The sequence below is a fragment of the uncultured Campylobacter sp. genome (assembly GCF_938040115.1).
In the GTDB taxonomy this organism is placed as follows: domain Bacteria; phylum Campylobacterota; class Campylobacteria; order Campylobacterales; family Campylobacteraceae; genus Campylobacter_A.
Map to the genome: position 1 here is coordinate 1 of NZ_CALHXD010000256.1, position 3,811 is coordinate 3,811.

The window sequence follows — 3,811 nt, forward strand, 5'->3', positions numbered from 1 at the left end:
CCTGCGCCAACGCGCTAGAAAAGCTAAAAAATCAAAAAACGTATAAAAAAGAAAAACATAGAAAAAAATATAAGGACGAAGAGTGAAATGCGTGATATTTGACATGGACGGCACGCTCATAGATAGTGCAAAAGCGATCTGCGAGACGGTAAACGAGGTGCGGCGCGAGCTGGGGCTTGAGGGCGATCTGGCCGCGGAGTTTATCGTAAAGGCCATAAACGAGCCGGGGCGAAATTTGGGGCTTGACTTTTACGGTATCGATAAGCCCGATATGAAGCTGCGGGATAACTTTGAAGCTAAATTTAAGAAAAACTACCGCGAATACGCCGCGGCATACGATGGCGTAGATGGACTGCTAGCAGGGCTAAAAGGGGCGGGACATTTCGTCGCTCTAGCTAGCAATGCGCCAAGGTATACATTGGATGAAATTTTACAAAGAAGCGGGATATTTAAATTTTTTGATCTCATCGTCGGAGCGGACGAAAACGTACCTCAAAAACCAGATCCCGCGATGCTAAATTTGATATTAAAATCAGGCGAATTCGATAAAGCTATATTTGTCGGAGATAGTAAAAAAGACGAGCTCGCCGCACGCAATGCGGGTATGATATATCTAAACGTTTGTTGGGGGTTTGGTAGCAAAAGTCCGAGCTGCGACAATGTCTTTACGGTGGCTGAAGCAGCCCTATATATCGAGAAGTTATAAAAATTTAGCGTATTATAGTGCGTATGATTTTAGGTAGGATTTTACAAAAAATAGTATGTATTTTAAGATTTGCGAAAGGTTTTAAAATTTATGGATTATGATATATTTTCTCAAAGTCCGAGAGAAAAATTCTTTGATATTTTATTTAATGCGAACAAAAATTTAGTCGAAAACGAGCTTGAAAAGACCTTTGAAAAATTTATCGCGATGAGCGAATTTTGCGAAAAAAACGGCTTTGACGAAACGGCGCAAAATTCGTTTATCTCTCAAAATCAAACCCTGATAAATGAGCGTCTAAACGACATTTATATCGGGCTTAGTGGGGATATTTTAAGTCAAAATGAGTAAAATAGCCGTTATATTTTCGTTGTTTTTATCGCTGGTTTTCGGCGCGGTAAATTTCGAGGAAGAGCATCTTTTTGAGCTTAAAAAAGACGAGTGGGCGCGGGTTTTCGTAACCAAAAAGGGCACTGACGAGCGCGAGAGCTTTGATTTTCGCTGGACGCTTTTTGATAACACGAACATCATCGTGCATTCGCGCTACCGAAACTATCCTCGCCAGCTTGTTATGTCGCTAAGGCGCGGCCTTGAGACTTACAAGCAGACTTTGATACCGGACCTCAAGTACCCGCCTAGCGACCGCGTCGCGCTTTATCTGGTTTTTGAGGATTTTAAGCAAGGTGTGGCGAAGTTTCGCGTGCTGATAAACGACGACGAACAGCGCGTAGACGTGGAGTTTTTGGACCCGCCAAGAAAGCAGAGCGGCGCTCAAAACAGCGTGCAAAACGCCAGATAAAAGCAAAATTTAAGTGAGCCTAAATGGAAAAAATCGATCTGATAATGAAAAATTTTATCGCGGAGCTTGGCTATGAACCTGCAAATGCGATGTTTGCTCGGATAAATTCGGGTAAAAAGCTGCGCTCTAAGCTGCTTTTAAAAATAGCGGGCGAAAGCGAGCAGAGTCTCAAAATTTGCGCGATTATCGAGCTTATTCACCTAGCTAGCTTGTTTCACGACGACGTGATAGATGATGCTGACACCAGGCGCGGAAGCCCGAGTATAAACGCGAGCTTCGGCACCAAAAACGCCGTGATGCTGGGCGATATCCTCTACTCGAAGGGCTTTTACGAGCTGTCGAAATTCCCGCATGAGATCGCGGGCGAGATATCGGGCGCGGTCAGCAAACTAAGCGTGGGCGAGATGATGGATGTGGATCTCTCGGCTAAATTTAACGAAGATAAATCCGCGTACGGAACGATGATCTACTATAAAACCGCCGTTTTGATCGAGGCTGCCGCCGCGGTCGGAGCGATGTTAGCAGGACTTGACGCGCGTAATTTTAAAATTTACGGTAAAAATTTAGGCCTAGCTTTTCAGATAATCGACGACATCCTGGACGTCACGCAAGACGCCGCGACGCTTGGAAAGCCGAATTTTAGCGACTTTAAAGAGGGTAAAACGACGCTACCTTACATTTATCTTTACGAAAGCTTAAACGAAGCGGACAAAGAGAAGCTAAAAAGCCTGTTTAAAAAAGATCTGAGCGAGGGCGAGCGAGGCTGGGTGAGGGCGAAGATGAACGAAACAGGTGCGATAAAAAAAAGCATAGAAGCGGCGAAAAATTTAGGCGAGCAGGCGATAAAATCGGTAGAAAAATTTAACGTAGACGGCCTAGAAAGTATCGTAAAATCAATGATAGATAGGGAATTTTAATGCATTACGCAAGCGTGAGCTTTACGCACAAAAACACCGATATATCCGTGCGCGAAAAGCTCTCTTTTTCTAACATCGAGCGCAAAAACGAAATTTTACGCCTCATTAGCTCCAGCCAAAACATCAACGAGTGCATGGTGCTAAGCACCTGCAACCGCGTCGAGATCATCGCTAGCGTAAAGACGGTCGAAGGCGCTAGCAAGCACATCATCGCCTGCATGTCGCTCATCTGCGGCATCCCTTTTGAGGAGCTGCAAAGCAGAGCCGACATCTACGAGGATAACGGCGCCGTGCATCATCTCTTTGCCGTAGCTAGCTCGCTAGATAGCCTTGTTATCGGCGAGACGCAGATCGCTGGGCAACTAAAAGAGGCGTATAAATTTGCACGCGCTAACGGTAAATGCGGTGCGAAGCTCGGACGGGCGATGGAGTTTGCCTTTAAGTGCGCGGCGGAGGTACGAAACAAAACCGAAATCTCCAAAAATCCGATCTCGGTCTCAAGCGTCGCGGTTGCTAAAGCAAAGGAAATTTTTGGCACGCTAAACGGCATGGTCGCCGTGATAGTGGGCGCGGGAGAGATGGCGGAGCTAGCCGCAAAGCATCTAATCGCAAGCGGCGCGAGAACGATAATCATCAGCCGAAACAAAGAGCGCGCTAAAAATTTAGCCCTGACGCTGGGGGATAATAACGAATACGACGCGCTTTCAAACGTAGCGCAGTATATAAATAAATATCAAATCATATTTTCCGCGACCGCCGCGCCGCATCCGGTTTTGATCGACGCGATGGTAGAGCCAAAGGAGTTTAAGCGTTACTTTTTTGATATAGCCGTACCGCGCGATATCGCGATCACGCAGAGCGAAAATATCAAAATTTACGCCGTGGACGACCTGCAAGAGATCGTAAATAAAAACCTCGCCCTGCGCGAAGAGCAAGCTCAGATCGCATACGGCATCGTCGGACGAAATACGGCGGCGTTTTTCCAAATGCTGCGCGAACTAGCCGTCACGCCGCTAATAAAAGGCATAAGAGAGCAGGCTAAGGAGTGTGCCGAGAGAGAGCTCGCAAAAGCCCTAAAAAAGGGCTATCTAAAACATAGCGACAAAGAGGAGGCGTACCGCCTCATACATCAGGTTTTTAGGGCGTTTTTGCACGCGCCGACGATAAATTTAAAAAACCTCGCGGGTGCTGCTGGAAGCGAAGCGCAGCTAAGGGCAATCGGGGAAATCTTTAACGTCGCGGAGCAAACGCCGCAAGAAGAAAATAACGAATTTGAATGGGAGAACGAATGAAATTTAGCAAACTTTACGCGCCGACGGCAAAAGAAGCGCCAAAAGACGCGAGTCTGGCAAGTCATAAATTTTTGCTCCGAGCGGGCTACGCCGAGCAGGT

Annotated in this window: 5 protein-coding genes; all 5 read left to right on the forward strand. The window is 46.5% G+C overall.

Annotated features, from left to right (window positions below; all coding sequences use genetic code 11):
- Positions 1-82 precede the first annotated feature (82 nt).
- On the forward strand, positions 83-706 hold the full coding sequence (locus tag Q0314_RS08590) for an HAD family hydrolase (RefSeq protein ID WP_298058266.1): 624 nt from the start codon (positions 83-85) through the stop codon (positions 704-706).
- A gap of 90 nt (positions 707-796) precedes the next feature.
- On the forward strand, positions 797-1,054 hold the full coding sequence (locus Q0314_RS08595; protein ID WP_298058267.1) for a DUF2018 family protein: 258 nt from the start codon (positions 797-799) through the stop codon (positions 1,052-1,054).
- Positions 1,047-1,502 carry a hypothetical protein gene (locus tag Q0314_RS08600; protein ID WP_298058268.1) on the forward strand — a complete coding sequence of 152 codons (456 nt, stop codon included), beginning with the start codon at positions 1,047-1,049 and terminating at the stop codon, positions 1,500-1,502. Before Q0314_RS08595 ends, Q0314_RS08600 begins: the two co-directional genes overlap by 8 nt.
- 23 nt (positions 1,503-1,525) lie before the next feature.
- Positions 1,526-2,419, forward strand: a complete 894-nt coding sequence (locus Q0314_RS08605) for a polyprenyl synthetase family protein (RefSeq protein WP_298058270.1) — start codon at positions 1,526-1,528, stop codon at positions 2,417-2,419.
- The gene (gene hemA / locus Q0314_RS08610; RefSeq protein WP_298058272.1) at positions 2,419-3,711 is read left to right on the forward strand and encodes a glutamyl-tRNA reductase; all 1,293 of its coding nucleotides are present in this window, start codon (positions 2,419-2,421) and stop codon (positions 3,709-3,711) included. The genes Q0314_RS08605 and hemA overlap by 1 nt, the downstream gene beginning before the upstream one ends.
- Positions 3,712-3,811 lie beyond the last annotated feature (100 nt).